The 14,884-nt window shown below is 71.9% G+C and carries 14 protein-coding genes; 9 read left to right on the top strand and 5 right to left on the bottom strand.

What is annotated here, in order from left to right:
• The 5 genes from NJ376_RS16730 to NJ376_RS16710 form a co-directional block, all read left to right on the top strand.
• Nucleotides 1–787: TRAP transporter substrate-binding protein (locus NJ376_RS16730; RefSeq protein WP_252954424.1), on the top strand; the 787-nt coding region annotated here is incomplete at its 5' end.
• Nucleotides 788–953: 166 nt separating this feature from the next.
• On the top strand, nt 954–1,757 hold the full coding sequence (locus NJ376_RS16725; RefSeq protein ID WP_252954423.1) for an undecaprenyl-diphosphate phosphatase: 804 nt from the start codon (nt 954–956) through the stop codon (nt 1,755–1,757).
• Nucleotides 1,758–1,887: 130 nt separating this feature from the next.
• Complete coding sequence (locus NJ376_RS16720; protein WP_252954422.1) at nt 1,888–2,355, top strand: hypothetical protein; 468 nt, start codon at nt 1,888–1,890, stop codon at nt 2,353–2,355.
• Between the two features lie 82 nt (nt 2,356–2,437).
• A complete protein-coding gene (locus NJ376_RS16715) occupies nt 2,438–4,414 on the top strand; it encodes a PhoX family protein (RefSeq protein ID WP_252954421.1) in 1,977 nt (658 codons plus the stop codon).
• On the top strand, nt 4,411–5,166 hold the full coding sequence (locus NJ376_RS16710) for a metallophosphoesterase family protein (protein WP_252954420.1): 756 nt from the start codon (nt 4,411–4,413) through the stop codon (nt 5,164–5,166). Before NJ376_RS16715 ends, NJ376_RS16710 begins: the two co-directional genes overlap by 4 nt.
• A 2-nt stretch (nt 5,167–5,168) precedes the next feature.
• Here the strand turns inward: NJ376_RS16710 and NJ376_RS16705 are convergent, their stop codons facing one another.
• Nucleotides 5,169–6,821 (bottom strand): Na/Pi cotransporter family protein, encoded by a 1,653-nt coding sequence (locus tag NJ376_RS16705; RefSeq protein ID WP_252954419.1) that lies wholly within the window; start codon nt 6,819–6,821, stop codon nt 5,169–5,171.
• Nucleotides 6,822–6,931: 110 nt separating this feature from the next.
• On the opposite strand from NJ376_RS16705, the gene NJ376_RS16700 reads away from it, so the two are divergent.
• The 4 genes from NJ376_RS16700 (at nt 6,932) to NJ376_RS16685 (ending at nt 10,846) form a co-directional block, all read left to right on the top strand.
• The gene (locus tag NJ376_RS16700; RefSeq protein WP_252954418.1) at nt 6,932–7,288 is read left to right on the top strand and encodes a hypothetical protein; all 357 of its coding nucleotides are present in this window, start codon (nt 6,932–6,934) and stop codon (nt 7,286–7,288) included.
• Between the two features lie 112 nt (nt 7,289–7,400).
• Nucleotides 7,401–8,498 (top strand): LLM class flavin-dependent oxidoreductase, encoded by a 1,098-nt coding sequence (locus tag NJ376_RS16695; RefSeq protein ID WP_252954417.1) that lies wholly within the window; start codon nt 7,401–7,403, stop codon nt 8,496–8,498.
• A gap of 195 nt (nt 8,499–8,693) precedes the next feature.
• The gene (locus NJ376_RS16690) at nt 8,694–10,598 is read left to right on the top strand and encodes an HAD-IIIC family phosphatase (RefSeq protein WP_252954416.1); all 1,905 of its coding nucleotides are present in this window, start codon (nt 8,694–8,696) and stop codon (nt 10,596–10,598) included.
• Nucleotides 10,599–10,600: 2 nt separating this feature from the next.
• Nucleotides 10,601–10,846, top strand: a complete 246-nt coding sequence (locus NJ376_RS16685) for an acyl carrier protein (RefSeq protein ID WP_252954415.1) — start codon at nt 10,601–10,603, stop codon at nt 10,844–10,846.
• A gap of 258 nt (nt 10,847–11,104) precedes the next feature.
• Here the strand turns inward: NJ376_RS16685 and NJ376_RS16680 are convergent, their stop codons facing one another.
• Genes NJ376_RS16680 through NJ376_RS16665 form a run of 4 tightly spaced genes read right to left on the bottom strand, consistent with a single transcriptional unit; the run spans nt 11,105 to nt 14,860 of the window.
• Entirely contained in the window at nt 11,105–12,184 is a 1,080-nt protein-coding gene (locus tag NJ376_RS16680; protein WP_252954414.1) for a sulfate/molybdate ABC transporter ATP-binding protein, read from the bottom strand.
• Nucleotides 12,181–13,011, bottom strand: coding sequence for a sulfate ABC transporter permease subunit CysW (gene cysW / locus NJ376_RS16675; protein WP_252954413.1), 831 nt, complete (start codon nt 13,009–13,011; stop codon nt 12,181–12,183). The genes NJ376_RS16680 and cysW overlap by 4 nt, the downstream gene beginning before the upstream one ends.
• On the bottom strand, nt 13,008–13,859 hold the full coding sequence (gene cysT / locus NJ376_RS16670; RefSeq protein WP_252954412.1) for a sulfate ABC transporter permease subunit CysT: 852 nt from the start codon (nt 13,857–13,859) through the stop codon (nt 13,008–13,010). The genes cysW and cysT overlap by 4 nt, the downstream gene beginning before the upstream one ends.
• A complete protein-coding gene (locus NJ376_RS16665) occupies nt 13,856–14,860 on the bottom strand; it encodes a sulfate ABC transporter substrate-binding protein (RefSeq protein ID WP_252954411.1) in 1,005 nt (334 codons plus the stop codon). The genes cysT and NJ376_RS16665 overlap by 4 nt, the downstream gene beginning before the upstream one ends.
• Nucleotides 14,861–14,884: the final 24 nt, after the last annotated feature.

Below are 14,884 nucleotides of genomic sequence, written 5' to 3'. Positions count from 1 at the left end.
CAAGGACCCCTCCTTCGCCTTCTTCACCGCCCTGCCCTTCGGGCTGAACGCCCGGCAGAACCTGGCCTGGCTGCAATATGGCGGCGGCAACGAGCTGGCGGCGGAGCTGTTCCGCGACTACGGCATCGTCGGCTTCCCGGCGGGCGACACCGGCGCCCAGATGGGCGGCTGGTTCCGCAACGAAATCAAGAGCCTGGACGAGCTGAAAGGGCTGAAATTCCGCATCGCCGGCCTGGCCGGCGAGATCTTCCGCAAGCTCGGCGCGGTGCCGACCCAGATCGCCGCCTCGGACATCTACCCCTCGCTGGAGCGTGGGACGCTGGACGCGGTGGAATTCGTCGGCCCCTATGACGACGAGAAGCTCGGCTTCGTCCGCGTCGCGCGGAACTACTACGCGCCGGGCTTCTGGGAGCCGGGGGCGCATCTGCACCTGCTGCTCAACCAGCGCAGCTTCGAGGCGCTGCCGGCCAGCTACAAGGCGGCGCTGGAAGTCGCCGCCAATGAAGCGAATGGCGAGATGCTGGCGCGCTACGACCACCTGAACCCGCAGGCGCTGCGGCGGCTGGTGGCGGCAGGCGCGCAGCTCCGGTTCTGGCCGCGGGACATCATGCAGGCGGCCTGGCGCGAGGCGCACGGGCTGTACGAGGAGATGTCCGGCCGGAACGAGCGGTTCAAGAAGATCTGGAACGCCTACCGCGCCTACCGGGACGAGGAATACCAGTGGTTCCGGGTGGCGGAGAGCAGCTTCGACAATTTTGCGTTCCCGGCGGCCGCCCAGACACGCTGAGAGGGGCTCTGCCCCTCTCAAACTCTCCCCGCCAAAGGCCGAAAGGCCTTTGGAAACCATGAGTCTGGCGGGGGCGTGGCCGAAGCTGCGCGCCCGCCAGACCGGCACTCGCGGCTGCAGGCGGGCGCCTGTATAGGCTTCGCGCGCATCGGAGCCAGAACGCCGCATGTCCTTCGCCGATCTGCTCTCCGCCCTCGCCATGGGGGTGCTGGAGGGGCTGACCGAATTCCTGCCCATCTCCTCCACCGGCCACCTCATCCTCCTCGGGGAGCTGATCGGCTTCCAGGGACCGCCCGGGAAGGTCTTCGAGATCTCCATCCAGCTCGGCGCCATCCTCGCCGTGGTGGTGGTGTTCCGGGACACCCTGCTGAACCTCCTGCTGCGCTTCTGGCAGCCGGGGCGGGAGCGCTACTACGTGGTCAACCTGGCGCTGGCCTTCCTGCCGGCCATGCTGATCGGCGCGACCCTGCACAAGACGATCACGGAAGTGCTGTTCAGCCCCTGGGTGGTCTCCTGCGCCCTCATCATCGGCGGCGTGGCGATCATCCTGATCGAGCGGCTGCGGCCGGCGCCGAACATCCATTCCGTGCCGGAGATCGGGCCGCTGACGGCGCTGCTGGTGGGCTTCGGCCAGGCGCTGGCGATGATCCCGGGCACCTCCCGCTCCGGCGCCACCATCATCACCGCCCTGCTGCTGGGCGTGGACCGGCGGACGGCGGCGGAGTTCAGCTTCGTGCTGGCCATCCCCACCATGCTGGCGGCCAGCGCCTATTCCCTGCTGAAGGTGCGGAGCGAGCTCTCGGTGGACGGGCTGGGGCAGATCGCGGTGGGGTTCGTCGCCGCCTTCCTCGTCGCGCTCGTGACGGTGCGCTGGGTGCTCTCGGCCATTACCCGCATCGGCTTCACCCCCTTCGGCTGGTACCGCATCGTGCTGGGCGCGGTGATGCTCGCCTTCCTGCTGCTGCGCTGAGGCGGGCGCCGGCCGCCAGGAAGCGGCCGGCTGCGCGGTTTCCCTGAGGGCAGGGTTAAGCCCTTGGTTACCCTTCCGGGCGTCACCTAGGTGAAGAGGAACTCGCCGCACCGGATAAGGGGATGGCGCCGTGCGCATGCTCGTGATGGCTGCACTGCTCTGGGCCGCGCTGGCCGGCCCGGCCCTGGCGGACTCGCCACCGCGGGTGGAGGTGGTGGGGGCGGCGCAGGGCCCCTTTCGCGTGCTGGTGAACGGCACCCTGCTGCACAGCGAGGCGAGCGCGCGCGGGATCGATCTCATCGGCCAGTATGCCGAGGGCCCGGCCCGCTTCGCCCTGCTGCGCATCAACACCGGCAGCTATGCCTGCGCCGCGGAATTCCGGATCATCGACCTCGGCGGGGCGCGGCCGCGTCTCTCCCCCGCCTTCGGCACCTGCAGTGCGGAGCCGCGGGTGGAGCTGCGCGACGGCGCCCTGCTGGTAACCCTGCCGCGCTACCGGGCCGGGCCGGTGGCCACCACCTGGCGCTACGCCGAAGGGCGGCTCGACAGCCGCACCGGCCCGATCGGCGGCCAGGCCGCGCTGGCGCCGGGCTGGTAAACTCGGCTCGCCGTCATCCTGCCGTAATACACGCCGCCCCGGCGCAGGTGTAGCGTGCCGCCGCTTGAGCAGGAGGCGGAGCATGCCGATCGACGACCCCGAGGCGCTGGAGGATCTCGGCCGCAGCAACCCGGCGCCCGGCACCCCGATCGGCGCGCTGATCGCGGCGCGGCTGTCCCGCCGCGGCACGCTGCTCGCCGGCGCCGCGGCGCTGCTGGCCGGCACGGCGCAGGGCAATGCGGCGGCGCCGGTGGCGCATTCCTCCGGCAACAGCCCGGAGGCCGGACCCTCCACCCTCACCTTTCCCGAATTGCGGCACCAGCTTGCGCAGGGCGATGCGGTGGCGGAGGGGCACCGCATCCAGGTGGTGCTGCGCTGGGGCGACCCGATCCTGGCCGACGCCCCGGATTTCGACCCGCGGCGCCAGAGCGCCGAGGCCCAGGCGCGGCAATTCGGCTATAACAACGACTATCTGGATTTCTTCCCCCTACCCCGCGGCAGCCGCGCCAGCGACCACGGGCTGCTGGTGGTGAACCATGAATATACCGGCGCGGCGCAGATGTTCCCGGCGCTTGGCGAGGGCAGCGACGGTGCCCGGCGGCAGCGTGTCTCCGCCGAGCAGGCGCGGATCGAGATGGCGGCGCATGGCGGCAGCGTGGTGGAGGTGCGGCGCGAGGGCGCCGACTGGTCCTATGTGAAGGACAGCCGCTACAACCGCCGCATCACCGCCACCACGCCCATCCGCCTCAGCGGCCCGGCCGCCGGCCATGCGCGGATGCGGACGAGTGCCGACCCCGCAGGCCGCCAGGTGCTCGGCATGCTCAACAACTGCGCCGGCGGCAACACGCCCTGGGGCACGGTGCTGACCTGCGAGGAGAACACGAACTACTATTTCGGCGGCGCGGCGGCGGAGACCGGTCCGCAGGCGGCGCATTACAAGCGCTACGGCATCGGCCGGGAGGCCGTCTATTCCTGGCCGCGGCACGAGGCGCGCTTCGACCTGGACCGCGAGCCGAACGAGCCGAACCGCTTCGGCTGGGTGGTGGAGTTCGACCCCTACGACCCGCAGAGCGTGCCGGTGAAGCGCACCGCGCTCGGCCGGCTGAAGCATGAGGGCTGCACCCATGCGCTCTGCCCGGATGGCCGCGTGGCCTTCTACATGGGCGACGACGAACGCTTCGAATACCTCTACAAATTCGTCACCAGCCGCCCCTTCGTGCCGGACGATGCGGCGGCGAACCGCGACCTGCTGGATGATGGCGTGCTGCATGTCGCGCAGTTCGCGGCGGATGGCACGCTGCGCTGGCTGCGCCTGGTGCAGGGCGAGGGCAAGCTGACGCCGGAGAATGGCTTCCACAGCCAGGCCGATGTGGTGATCGAGGCACGGCGGGCCGCCGACCTGCTGGGCGCGACGCCGATGGACCGGCCGGAGGATGTGGAGACCAACCGGGCCAATGGCCGCGTCTATGTGATGCTGACCAACAACACCCGCCGCACGGCGGAGCAGGCGGCCCCCGCCAATCCGCGGCCGCGCAACACGCATGGGCATGTGGTGGAGATCATCCCGCCCGGCGCCGGCACGGCGGCGGTGGACCATGCGGCGGCGGAGGCGCACTGGGGCATCTTCCTCGCCGCCGGCAAGCCCGGCGTCGATCCCGGCACGCAGTATCACCGGGCGACGAGCCAGGAGGGCTGGCTCTCCTGCCCCGACAATTGCGCCTTCGACAGCAAGGGCCGCATCTGGATCGCGACCGATGGCGCGGATGACGCGGCGGGCATCGCCGACGGGCTCTATGCCGCGGATACCGCCGGCGCGGGCCGGGCGCTGACGCGCTGCTTCTACCAGGCGCCGGTCGGCGCCGAGGTCTGCGGCCCCTGCTTCACGCCGGACGATACTACCCTCTTCCTGTCCATCCAGCATCCGGGAGAAGGTGCGGGGAGCAGCTTCGAGCAGCCCTCCACCCGCTGGCCGGATTTCGTGGAGGGGATGCCGCCCAGGCCCTCGGTCATCGCCATCACCCGGATCGGCGGCGGGAGGGTAGGAGGAAGCGAGACATGACCAGGCTTGCGGTTCTGGCGGATGTGCATGGCAATGTCCCCGCGCTGGAGGCGGTGCTGGCGGATGTGAAGGCGGCCGGCGCCGGGGCCATGGTCAATCTCGGCGACTGCATCTCCGGCCCGCTCTGGCCGGCGGAAAGCTGCGCCGCGCTGATGGCCACAGGCATGCCGACGCTCCGCGGCAACCACGACCGCTGGGTGGCGGATGCGGCGTTGGCGGAGCGCCTGCCCTCGGACCGCTATGCGCGGGCGGAGACCAGCGCGGCGCAGCAGGACTGGCTGAGGGCGCTCCCGCCGCTGCTGCGGCCGCTGCCGGGGGTGCTGGCCTTCCATGCCTGCCCGGCGGACGACAACGCCTATCTGCTGGAAGAGGTGGCGGCGGGGCGGCTGGCTCTGGCGCCGGCGGCGGCGATCGCGGCGCGGCTGGGGCCGGCGACCGGGGAGAGGCTGGTGCTCTGCGCCCATAGCCACCAGCCGCGGCTGGTGCATCTGCCGGATGGGCGGGCGGTGGTGAACCCCGGCAGCGTCGGCTGCCCCGCCTATGCCGACCCAATGGCGGCCGAGCCGCATGTCTCGGAGACCGGCAGCCCGGCGGCCCGCTATGCGCTGCTGGAGCTGGGGCCGGATGGCGCGCTGCTCGGCTGCGAGTTCCGTGCCCTGGCCTATGACTGGGAAGCGGCGGCGCGGCGGGCGGAGGCGAATGACAGCCCCGCCTGGGCGCAGGCGCTGCGCAGCGGCTGGGTGACGGGGTAGGCTTACCGCTCCTCCCCCGCCAGCTCCGGCACCAGCCGGCTCGGCAGCAGCTCGCCCCGCCGTTCCAGCAGCGGGTAGGCGGCGGCGGCCAGGTGGCCACCCACGCGGCGCAGGTCGCGCACCGCATCCAGCAGCAGCCCGGCCGCGGCGCCGCCCCCGGCCTCGGTCAGGCGGCGCACCGCCTCCCGCTCCGCGCCGCGCAGCGCCTCCTTCCCTCGCACCAGGCGCTTGGCCGCCGCCGCATCGCCATGCAGCAGCACCGCCACGGCCAGGTGAAGCTGCTCCCGCACCGCCTCATGCAGGGCGGCGAGGTCGGCCAGCTCCTCCGGCGAGAGGTCGAGGCCGCGGCGCAGCCGCTTCGCCGCATGCTGGGTCAGGTCCCGCGCCACCACATCCGCCGCGTGCTCGATGGCGATGGCGAAGGCCTGCAGCTCCTCCAGCCGCGCCGCCTCGCCCGGCTCCAGCGCCATGCGGTCGATGCGGCCGAGATAATCGTGCACCGCGCGGTGCAGCGCATCCACCGCATCATCCATCCGCCCCACGGCGCGGGCGGCGTCGCGCTCGGTGCCGGCGAAGGCGGCAGCGGAGCCGCGCAGCATCGCCTCCAGCGCATCCGCCATGCGCAGGATCTCCCGCGCCGCATTGGCCAGGGCGAGGCCGGGCCGGGCCAGCGCCGCTTCCTCCAGGTAGCGCGGCGCCGCCTCGTCCTGCGCCGGGCGTTCCGGCAGCAGGCGTTGGAGCAGGGCGGCCAGCGGCCGCAGCAGCGGCCAGGCCAGCAGCGCCATCGCCAGATTGAAGACGAGATGCGCATTGGCCACCAGCCGCGCCGGGGCGGGGTCCAGCGCCGCCAGCGCCTCGGCCGCCCAGGGCAGCAGGGCGAGGCCGATCAGGCAGCCCGCCAGCCGGTTCAGCAGGTTGCCGAGCGGCAGGTGCAGCCGCGCCCGGTCCGCCGGGTCGCCGCCGGCTTCCAGCACCGGGTTCAGCGCGCTGCCGAGATTGGCGCCGAGCACCATGGCGAGCGAGGCCTCCACCCCCAGCACGCCGCTGCCGGCCAGCGAGGCGATGACCAGCAGCCCGGCGATGCTGGAATGCGCCGCCCAGGCGAGCAGCGTGGCCAGCAGCAGGTTGGGCAGCGGCCGGTCGGCCATCACGGCCAGCACCGCCTTCAGCCCCGGCGAGGCCTCCACCGGCGCCAGGCTTTGCAGCATGAGGTGCAGGGCGAGCAGCACGAGGCCGAGGCCGATCGCCACCCGGCCGAGATCCCGCACCCGGCTGGCGCTGCCGCGGCGGAAGGCGATCACCCCCGCCAGCACCAGCGCCGGGAAGACGGCGACCACGTTGAAGGAGAGGAGCTGCACGATCAGCGCCGTGCCGAGATTGGCCCCGAGCAGCGCCGCGAGCGCCGGCACCAAGGTGACGGCGCCGGCAGCAGCGAAGGAGCCGAGCAGCATGGCCGTCGCCGTACTGCTTTGCAGCAGCGCGGTGACGCCGAGCCCGGCCAGGAAGGCCCGCCGCGTGCCGCCGAGGGCAATGCCAAGCCAGCGCCGCAGCCGGTCCCCGAAGGCGCGCTGCACGCCGCTCTGCACCATGTGCAGACCCCAGAGCAGGAGGGCCGCCTCTCCCGCCAGCTCCACCAGGAACTGCAGCTCCGCCATCGCCGCCAGGCCCTCCTCGGTCCCGTTCCGGGCCGACCCGGGAAAGGATAGTGGTGAACTCCCTGCCCGGACACTGCGTTGCCAGGACAACAGCCTTAAGGGGGCCTACCATGTCCGAGACCCATCGCGACCGGCTTCAGGATGAGGCCGTGCGCCAGACCTTTCCGGCCAGCGATCCGCCGAGCGGCAATGCCGGCCAGGGCAGCCGCGCCGTGCCGGCCGAGAGCATGATGCCCGATGGCGCGGCGCCGACCAACCCCGATGCCGTCACGCTCAGCCTGCGCTTTCCGGAATCCGAGTCCGCGAAGCTGGCGCTGGAGGCGGCGGTGCGGGAAGGCCCGCTCGACCGCCGCTGCGCCAGCATCGACCTGGATGACGACCGGGTGACCATGCGCCTGGACGTTCCGCGGGCGGATGCGAAGCGGATGGAGGCGCTGATGCGGCGGCACGGCGCCATGGAGGCCTGATACAGGCCCCCGGCCGGCCGGCCCGGCCCCCGGTTGCCCTGATGGCAGCCGGGGCATAGCCTTTCCCCCAAGCCGGCAGTGAGGCCGGCAACGGGAAGGGAAGGAAATCCGCATGGATGTCGGCATGATGATGGTCTTCGCCAGCTATGGCTGGGAGGACTGCCCCGACAACCGGGTGTGGGAGGAGGAGCTGAAGCTCGCCGCCCTGGCAGCCGATCTCGGCTTCGACTGCCTGTGGTCGGCGGAGCATCACTTCAACGACTACTCCTTCGTTCCCGACAACCTGCACCTGATGACGCATCTGGCGGCGAAGCACCCACATATCGATGTGGGCACCGCCGCCGTCATCATCCCCTGGCACGATCCGCTGCGCGTGGCGGAGAATGCGCTGGTGCTCGACCTGCTTTCCAGCGGGCGGCTGCGCTTCGGCATGGGGCGCGGCCTGGCGCGGCGGGAATTCGAGGCCTTCCGCATGTCCATGGACGAGTCGCGCGAACGCTTCGACGAGGCGGCGCCGATGATCATCAACGCGCTGCGCACCGGCTTCATCGAGGGCAATGGCAAGTTCTACAAGCAACCGCGCATCGAGCTGCGGCCGCGGCCACAGCACAGCTTCGACGGCCGGATCTACGCCGTGGCCTCGAGCGAGGATTCGGTGAACTCGGCGGCAAAGCTCGGCGCCCATATGGTGATGTTCGCCGACCGGCCCTGGGAGATGCGGCTGCCGGTGATCGAGCGCGGGCGGCAACTGCACCGCCAGTACCACGGCACGGAGCCGCCGACCCTGATGATGACGGAGTTCGTCATCTGCGGCGAGGACAATGCGAGCGCCGAGGCGGAGGCCACCCGCTACCAGGGGAAGTTCGTCGAGAGCAACTTCCATCACTACGAATTCCTCGGCAGCCACTTCGCCCAGGTGAAGGGCTATGATTCCTACCAGCAGAAGGCCGACCTGGCGCGCAAGGCGGGCGGCCTCGAAGGCGCCATCAAGGGCTTCATGCAGGCGGCGAGCTGGGGCACGCCGGACAAGATCCTGCGCGGTTTGGAGAAGCGGCGGGAGCTGCTGGGCGACTTCGAGCTGAACGTCTCCTTCCGCTTCGGCGGCACGCCCTTCGCGGTTTCCGAGCGCAGCCTGAAGCTCTTCGCCAAGGAAGTGCTGCCGGTGCTGAAGAGCTGGGGCAAGGAGAAGAAGGCGCGGGCGGCGGAGTAGATCCCCACGACACCGCTTCGCGGCCTTGTGGGGGCCCCGGAAAGCGCTCTACGCCCGTAGTCTCGCACAGCCTGCCGCGGCAAAGCCGCGGCAGGGCACCGGCGGGGCGCGTCCAACCGCTACCTGTGCTAGCCTGCCATCCGTTTCACCTCGCCGGCTTCCGCGCCGGCGTGATCTGCGCGGCAGGGGCCAGGGATGCAGGCCGGACCAAGTCTTTACTGGCTGCCCGAGGCGCCGGACTGGCGCGAGCGGCTGAAGGCGCTGCGGGCGCTGCCGCCCGGCTCCGCCGCGGCCTGGGACACGGCCATGGCGCTGGCGCGGACACGGCTGGATTTCGTGGCGACCAACGCGCTGGATGCGGCGCTGCGGGCACTCTTCGCGGAGGGTCCGCCGGCCGGGCTGGCGACGCGGCCGGTGCGGCTGGCGGTGCTCTCCACCTCCACCACGGCGCAGCTCCACCCCGCGATCCGGGTGGGGGCGCTGCGGCGGGGCATCCACCTGACGCTCTACGAAACGGCCTATGGGCAGTGGTGGCAGGAACTGCTGGACCCGGCCTCCGGCCTGCACGCATTCCGCCCGGATGCGGTGCTGTTTGCGCTGGATGCGCATCATCTCGCCGCCGGCGCTGAGGCGGGGATGGAGGCGCACCAGGCGGAGGCCGCGCTGGCGGCGTTGCTCGGGCGGCTGGAGGAGGCCTGGCGCCGTGCCGCTGCGCTCTGCCGCGGGCCGGTGCTGCAACAGACGGCGCTACCGGTCTTCCCCACGCTGCTCGGCAGCAACGAGGCGCGGCTGCCCGGCGCGCCCGCCGCCTTCCTCGCCCGGCTGAATGCCGAGCTGCCGGCGCGCGCCGCGGCGGCGGGGGTGGATCTGCTGGACCTCGCCGGCCGGGCAGCGCGGGACGGGCTGGCCGCCTGGCACAGCGCCCCGCTCTGGCACCGCGCGAAGCAGGAAGTGGCGCCGCCCGCCGCGCCCTTCTACGGCGACCTCGTAGCGCGGCTGCTGGCGGCACGGCAGGGGCTTGCCGCGAAATGCCTGGTGCTCGACCTCGACAACACGCTCTGGGGCGGCGTCATCGGCGATGACGGGCTGGCGGGCATCGGCCTCGGCCAGGGCAGCGCGGAGGGCGAGGCCTTCCTCACCGTGCAGGCCCATGCCAGGGCGCTGGCGGCGCGCGGCGTGCTGCTGGCGGTCTGCTCCAAGAACGACGCGGCGGTGGCGGCTGAGCCCTTCGCCAAGCATCCCGAGATGCTGCTGCGGGAGGCCGACATCGCCTGCTTCGTGGCGAATTGGGAGGACAAGCCGGCCAATCTCCGGCGCATCGCGCAGGCGCTGAACATCGGCCTGGATGCCCTGGTGCTGCTGGACGACAACCCCTTCGAGCGGGCGCTGGTGCGGCGGGAGCTGCCGATGGTGGCGGTGCCGGAGCTGCCGGAGGAGCCGGCGCTCTACCCCGCGGCGCTGGCCGATGCCGGCTATTTCGAGGGTGTGGCGGTCACCGCCGAGGACCGGGCGCGCGGCGCGCAGTATCGCGGGAATGCGGCCCGCGCGGCGCTGGCGGCCAGCACCACTGACCTCGCCGCCTATCTGCGGGAGCTGGAGATGCGCCTGCTCTGGCGGCGCTTCGACGCGGTGGGGCTGCCGCGCATCGTCCAGCTCATCAACAAGACCAATCAGTTCAACCTGACCACGCGCCGCTATACCGAGGCGGAGGCCGCGGCGGTGATGCAGGACAAGCAGGCGCTTGGCCTGCAATTCCGGCTGCTGGACCGGTTCGGGGACAATGGCGTCATCGCCATCCTGATCGGGCGGCTCGGCATGGAAGGCGAGATGGCGATCGACACCTGGCTGATGAGCTGCCGGGTGCTGGGGCGGGAGGTGGAGCAGGCCTGCCTTGCCGTGCTGGCGGCGGAGGCGCGACGGATGGGCGCCCGGCGGCTGCGCGGCACCTACCGGCCGACGGCGAAGAACGGCATGGTGCGCGACCATTACCCGAAGCTGGGCTTCACGCCGTTGGCGGCGGAGGGCGAGGCGCTGCACTTCGCCCTGGCGCTGGAGGAGCTGCCGGCCGCGCCGGGCTGCATGCGCATCGAGGAGGGGTGAGGATGGCGGAGGAAAGCGAGATCTACGACACCCTCACCGGGATCTTCCGGGACGTCTTCTTGCGTGACGACATCGTACTGACGCCGACGCTGGCGGCGGGCGATGTAGAAGGCTGGGACTCCTTCAAGCAGATCGAGATCATCCTGGCGGTGGAGACGCATTACGGCATCAGCTTCCGGACCAAGGAGCTGGACGCGATGGAGAATGTCGGCGACCTGGTGCGGCTGGTGGCGGCGAAGACGGCTTAGAGCAGATCGCGCTCAGATGGAATCATCAGAACGCGTGAAGATGCTGGCAAAACAATGGCTTAGAGCATACTGCGTGAGCGCAAGCGAACGCAGCATGCTCTAGGCAGGTTGGGGGCTCTGCCCCCCAGCCCCCGGCAGGAGGCGCTGCCTCCTGCACCTCCGCCGGGAGGGGGACCACCCCCCGGACCCCGGTGTGAGTCGGCAGGTTGAACCAGCAAACTCAGACGGGGGTCCGGGGCCAGGGGCAGAGCCCCTGCCCTACCGCACCTCCGCCAGCCGCAACGGCGCCGCCGCGCCCCGCGCGCCATTCGCCGCGAAGACCTGCGCCCCGGTGATCTCCAGCCGGCAGGCCGCTTGGCGCTGCGGCCATTCCCCTTGCGGCTCCGCCACCGCGTCCAGCGTCGCGCCGTCCGCCAGCTCCACCACCAGCCGCGCCGTACCCTCCGCCGTGGCCCGCGCCAGCCGGATCAGCGGGCCCTCCGGCGCCGGGTGGGCCACCACGTCGCGGGGGTGCAGGAAGGCGCTGGCCGGCCCATCCGGCAGCGCCACCGCCAGCGGCGGCAGGCCTGGCTGGACGAAGCGCAGCACGCCGCCCGCCACGCGCCCTTCCAGCCGCGCCGCCTCCCCCACGAAGCCGGCAACGAAGGGCGTGGTGGGTCCGGCGAGCAGCGCGGCCGGCGTATCGAATTGCGCGATGCGGCCGCGCTCCATCACCGCCACGCGGTCCGCCAGCTCCATCGCCTCCTCCTGGTCATGGGTGACGAGGAGGGTGGTGATGCCGAGGCGATCATGCAGCCCGCGCAGCCAGCGGCGCACCTCCCGCCGCACCAGCGCATCCAGCGCGCCGAAGGGCTCGTCCAGCAGCAGCAGCTTCGGGTGGATGGCCAGCGCCCGGGCCAGCGCCACGCGCTGCCGCTCGCCGCCGGAAAGCTGGTCCGGCCAGCGCCGCTCCAGCTCCGGAATCTGCGTGAGCCGCAGCAGCTCCCGCACCCGCTCCGCCATCTCGGCACGGCGCGGGCGGCGGGCGCGGGGCAGCACGCTGAGGCCGAAGGCGATGTTGTCGAAGACGTTCATGTGGCGGAACAGCGCGTAGTTCTGGAACACCACGCCGATGCCGCGCTCCCGCGCCGGAACGCCGGCCATCTCCTGCCCCGCGATCTCGACGCGGCCTTCCTCCTGCGGCTCCAGCCCCGCCAGCACGCGCAACAACGTGGTCTTGCCGGAGCCGGAGGGGCCGAGCAGGGCGACGAACTCGCCCTCCCGCACCGCGAGGCTCACGCCATCCAGCGCGGCGGTGGTGCCGAAGCGGCGCGCCAGGCCTTCGACGATGACGCTCATCCAGCCTCTCCCACCGCCCGGCCGGACCAGCGTTCCAGCACCGATTTGGCGGCGAGGGTGACGAGGCCGAGCAGCGCCAGCAGCGCCGCCACCGCGAAGGCGCCGGCGAATTGATATTCATTGTAGAGGATTTCGACATGCAGCGGCATGGTATTCGTCTGGCCGCGGATATGGCCGGAGACGACCGAGACCGCGCCGAATTCCCCCATCGCCCGCGCATTGCAGAGCAGCACGCCGGCCAGCAGCGCCCAGCGGATATTGGGCAGGGTGACGCGGCGGAAGATCTGCCAGCCATCGGCGCCGAGCGTCGCCGCCGCCTCCTCCTCCGCCCTGCCCTGTTCCTGCATCAGCGGCAGCACGGTGCGGGCGACGAAGGGGAAGGTGACGAAGAGCGTCGCCAGGACGAGGGCCGGCAGGGCGAAGATCACCTGGATGTGCCGCGCCTGCAGCCAGGGGCCGAGCCAGCCCTGCAGCCCGAAGATCAGCACGAAGACCAGGCCGGAGATGACCGGCGAGACGGAGAAGGGCAGCTCCACCAGCACGACCAGCAGGCGCCTGCCAGGGAAGTCGTGCTTGGCGATGCACCAGGCGGCGGCCAGGCCGCCCACCGTGTTCAGCGGCACCGAAATGGCGGCGACGAGCAGGGTCAGCCGGATGGCGGCCAGGCTGTCGGGCTCGAGGATCGCCTCGAGCGCCACCTCCCAGCCGCGGCGCAGCGCCTCGGTGAAGACGGCGGCCAGCGGCAGGGCCAGCAGCAGCAGCCCCACCAGCAGCGCCAGCGCCGCCACCAGGGCGCGGAGCCAGCGGGGGTCCTCGGCCGCGTTCATGCCCACCCCCGCCGCAGCGCGCGCTGCGCCAGGTTCAGCGCCAGCAGCACGGCGAAGGCCAGCAGCAGCATGGCCAGGCCGATCGCCGCCGCGCCGGCATAGTCGAATTGCTCCAGCCGGATGGTGATGAGCAGCGGCGCGATCTCGCTGATCATCGGCATGTTGCCGGCGATGAAGATGACGCTGCCGTACTCGCCCACCGCCCGGGCGAAGCCCAGGCCGAAGCCGGTGAGCAGGGCGGGCGCCAGCGCCGGCAGCACCACGCGGCGCAGCGTCTGGAAGCGCGTGGCGCCGAGGGTCGCCGCCGCCTCCTCCGCCTCCCGCCCCAGGTCGCGGAGCACCGGCTCCACCGTCCGGGCGATGAAGGGCAGGGCGACGAAGAGCAGGGCAACGACGATGCCGGCGGGGGTGAAGGCAATGCGCCAGCCGAACAGCGCGGCCAGCGGTGCGCCCACCCAGCCATTGGGCGAGAGCAGCGCGGTCAGCGCCACGCCGGCGACCGCGGTGGGCAGGGCGAAGGGCAGATCTATGGCGGCATCCAGCAGGGCGCGGCCCGGGAAGCGCAGCCGCACCACCGCCCAGGCCAGCAGCAGGCCGAGCGGCAGGGCCAGCGCCGCCGCCAGCAGCGCCGCACCGAAGGAAAGGCGGAGCGCGGCGAGCACCCGCGGCTCGGTCAGCGAGGCCCAGAGGCCGACAAGCCCCAGCTCGAAGGGCCGCAGCAGCAGCGCCAGCAGCGGCACCAGCACGATGGCGGAAAGCCAGAACAGCGCGATCCCGAAGGCAAGGCCGAAGCCCGGTATGGCGCGCAAGCGCCGGGCCCGGTGCGGCAGGGCGAGGCTCGCGCTCATCGTCCCGGGCGGTAGATGCGGTCGAACACGCCCCCGTCGCTGAAATGGGTGCGCTGCGCCTCGGCCCAGCCGCCGAAGGCGCCGTCGATCGTCACCAGCTCCAGCGGCGGGAAGCGCTGGGCGTGCTTCGCCAGCAGCGCCTCGTCGCGCGGGCGGTAGAAATGCTTCACCGCCACCTCCTGCCCCGCCGGGGCGTAGAGGCCGCGCAGATAGGCCTCCGCCAAGTCACGCGTGCCGCGGCGCTCCGCATTGGCGTCCACCACGGCGACGGAAGGTTCCGCCAGGATGGAGAGCGGCGGATAGACGATCTCCAGCTGACCCGCGCCGAATTCCTTCAGGGCGAGATGCGCCTCGTTCTCCCAGGCCAGCAGCACATCGCCCTGGCCGCGCTGGACGAAGCTGGTGGTGGAGCCACGGGCGCCGGTATCCAGCACTGGCACCTGGCGGAACAGCCGGCCGAGGAACTCCTCCGGGTCCTGCCCGTGCTTCTTCGCCGAGGCCCAGGCGGCGAGGTAGTTCCAGCGCGCGCCGCCGCTGGTCTTGGGGTTGGGGGTGATGATGGCGACGCCGGGCTTCACCAGGTCCGGCCAGTCCCTGAGCCCCTTCGGGTTCCCCTTGCGGATCAGGAAGACGATGGTGCTGGTGTAGGGCGCGCTGTTCTGCGGCAGGCGGGTGATCCAGTCCTTCGCGATCAGCCCGCGCTCGGCAATGGCGTCCACGTCATAGGCCAGGGCGAGGGTGACGACATCGGCGGCGAGCCCGTCGATGACCGAACGCGCCTGGCGGCCGGAACCGCCATGGGAGTTGTTCACGCGCACCGTCTGCCGGTGCTGCGCCTGCCACTCCCGGACGAAATGGGCGCTGTAGTCCCGGAACAGCTCCCGCGTCGGGTCGTAGCTGACATTCAGCAGCTCCCGCACCCCCTGGGCGCGGGCGGGCAGGGCAAGCAGCGCCGGCGCAGCGAGGAAAGCGCGGCGGCCGGCAGGGATCGAGGGTCGCATCGCAGCCATCTCCGGAGGGCGTGG

Source organism: Siccirubricoccus soli, assembly GCF_024178315.1.
Taxonomy (GTDB): Bacteria; Pseudomonadota; Alphaproteobacteria; order Acetobacterales; family Acetobacteraceae; genus Siccirubricoccus; species Siccirubricoccus soli.
This window is presented reverse-complemented; position numbering and strand designations above follow the sequence as displayed.

Coding starts and splice junctions, on each gene's coding strand:
- NJ376_RS16725 (WP_252954423.1), top strand. CDS start 954: ATGTCCTTCGCCGATCTGCTCTCCGCCCTCGCCATGGGGGTGCTGGAG.
- NJ376_RS16715 (WP_252954421.1), top strand. CDS start 2,438: ATGCCGATCGACGACCCCGAGGCGCTGGAGGATCTCGGCCGCAGCAAC.
- NJ376_RS16710 (WP_252954420.1), top strand. CDS start 4,411: ATGACCAGGCTTGCGGTTCTGGCGGATGTGCATGGCAATGTCCCCGCG.
- NJ376_RS16705 (WP_252954419.1), bottom strand. CDS start 6,821: ATGGCGGAGCTGCAGTTCCTGGTGGAGCTGGCGGGAGAGGCGGCCCTC.
- NJ376_RS16700 (WP_252954418.1), top strand. CDS start 6,932: ATGTCCGAGACCCATCGCGACCGGCTTCAGGATGAGGCCGTGCGCCAG.
- NJ376_RS16695 (WP_252954417.1), top strand. CDS start 7,401: ATGGATGTCGGCATGATGATGGTCTTCGCCAGCTATGGCTGGGAGGAC.
- NJ376_RS16690 (WP_252954416.1), top strand. CDS start 8,694: ATGCAGGCCGGACCAAGTCTTTACTGGCTGCCCGAGGCGCCGGACTGG.
- NJ376_RS16685 (WP_252954415.1), top strand. CDS start 10,601: ATGGCGGAGGAAAGCGAGATCTACGACACCCTCACCGGGATCTTCCGG.
- NJ376_RS16680 (WP_252954414.1), bottom strand. CDS start 12,184: ATGAGCGTCATCGTCGAAGGCCTGGCGCGCCGCTTCGGCACCACCGCC.
- cysW (WP_252954413.1), bottom strand. CDS start 13,011: ATGAACGCGGCCGAGGACCCCCGCTGGCTCCGCGCCCTGGTGGCGGCG.
- cysT (WP_252954412.1), bottom strand. CDS start 13,859: ATGAGCGCGAGCCTCGCCCTGCCGCACCGGGCCCGGCGCTTGCGCGCC.
- NJ376_RS16665 (WP_252954411.1), bottom strand. CDS start 14,860: ATGCGACCCTCGATCCCTGCCGGCCGCCGCGCTTTCCTCGCTGCGCCG.